The organism is Actibacterium sp. 188UL27-1 (genome assembly GCF_016901225.1).
In the GTDB taxonomy this organism is placed as follows: Bacteria; Pseudomonadota; Alphaproteobacteria; order Rhodobacterales; family Rhodobacteraceae; genus 188UL27-1.
Window position 1 is genome coordinate 1 of the sequence record NZ_JAFEUL010000048.1, and the last position, 1844, is coordinate 1844.

Genomic DNA, 1844 nt, shown 5'->3' on the forward strand with positions numbered 1-1844 from the left:
GTAGCCGCAAAGCTAAAATGTCACCCATGAGCAATTCAGGAATGTCACTCTGCCCTCAAAAATCATTGATGGTGAGCGGACATGGGATGGGTGGTTATGAGCGAGCGCGAGTTGAACCGCGTGGAGGTTTTGGCGCAGGTTGATGACGGACAGCTGAGCGTCGACAACGCTGCGAACATGTTGGGCCTGACGCGGCGACAGATATTCCGGCTGTTGAAGCGGTATCGTCAGGATGGCGCGTCGGCGATCCGGCACAAGGCACGTGGTAAGCCGCCAAACAATCGCATTCATCATGCCAAGCGCGACTATGCGCTGAGCTTGATCAAGGAGAGCTACGCGGACTTTGGGCCGACCTTGGCGGCGGAGATGCTGGCCGAACATCACGGATTCAGGGTCTCGCGCGAGACGGTTCGTAATTGGATGCAGGAAGCCGGTATCTGGTTATCCCGCAAACAACGCCGGACATTCCACCAGCCGCGCTTGCGCCGGGAATGCTTCGGTGAGCTGATCCAGATTGATGGCTCAGACCACAGATGGTTCGAGGATCGGGGCGATCCCTGCACCCTGCTCGTCTTCATTGACGACGCAACCAGCACGCTGATGGAGCTGCGCTTTGTGACGTCCGAGAGCACCTTCAGCTACTTCGAAGTCCTGGAAAGCTATCTGCTGAAGCACGGACGCCCTGTCGCGTTCTACAGTGACAAGCATACCGCCTTTCGCGTTCCGAAGGCCAATGAACATATGACGGGCATGACCCAATTGGGGCGCGCCCTGGCCGAGCTGAACATTGAGATTATCTGCGCCAATTCTTCGCAAGCCAAAGGCCGCGTCGAGCGAGCAAACCGGACACTGCAAGACAGGCTTGTGAAGGAACTTCGGATTGCAGGCATCTCCAACATGGCAGACGGCAATGCGTTCCTTGCGGGGTTCGTCGAACGCTACAATGCCAAGTTTGCAAAGGCTCCGGCCCAACCAGACAATCTGCATCGCGTTTTGAACATTGAACCGGATCGCCTCGCCGAGGTATTCTGTCTGCGCGACAAACGCTATGTCACTAAGGATTTGACACTGAAGTACGACCGCAAACGCATCCGGCTGGAAGTCAATGATCTGACGCGTGGCTTGGTCGGCAAATACGTCGATGTGTACGAGATGCTGGACGGGCGCGTCCAAGTTAGAGCCAAAGGTGTCGCCCTACCCTGCATCATCTTCGATCCGCACCAACAGTGCGTCACCCATGCAGCGATCACAGAGAACAAACACCTGAGCGCCGTTCTTGCCCACATCAAGGAGGAACAGGAGAAGGCCGCACCACCGCCAAAGGTCAAACCTGTCAGCGCGAAGAACGGCTACAAGAAGACTGGCCGTCGCCCACCAGGCCGTCCCTCAAAGATGGAAGCGTACTATGAACGCAGGCGAGCTGAGCGTGCCACCGAGACGAAGGCGGAACCAAATATCTAGCCGTCATGCAAAGCTAGTATTCCGGTCATGCGAATGATAGGTCGATCATATGACGGCCGCAGCATTCATTGACCTGATATTGACCCCAATTGCAGGGGGTCTTGGAGCCATAATCGGGCTTTCATGGGCGGCCAAAAAACAACCCGAGAAGTTCGAACAATTTGCCGGTTTGGGTGTTCGCCTCGGTGTCGGCGTAGCTGTTGCTATCGGCCTTTTCGTTTTGAAGATTATCTAAACCTCAGCAGATTGTCCTAGCATCATCCGCAAAGCCAGCCAGGGCTGCGATATGTGAGGTCTCCGCCCTGTCAGGCTTTGCTACCATCAGCGTTTTTGGTGACACTTCTGCTTTGCACGCCGGGTGACATTTCTACTTGGTTGCAACA

Annotated in this window: 2 protein-coding genes; both read left to right on the forward strand. The window is 55.6% G+C overall.

Annotated elements, in window-relative coordinates:
- Positions 1–81: 81 nt before the first annotated feature.
- Positions 82–1461, forward strand: coding sequence for an ISNCY family transposase (locus tag IU397_RS23105; RefSeq protein ID WP_204417977.1), 1380 nt, complete (start codon positions 82–84; stop codon positions 1459–1461).
- 49 nt (positions 1462–1510) lie between these two features.
- Entirely contained in the window at positions 1511–1696 is a 186-nt protein-coding gene (locus IU397_RS23110) for a hypothetical protein (RefSeq protein WP_204417978.1), read from the forward strand.
- The last annotated feature ends 148 nt before the right edge of the window (positions 1697–1844 follow it).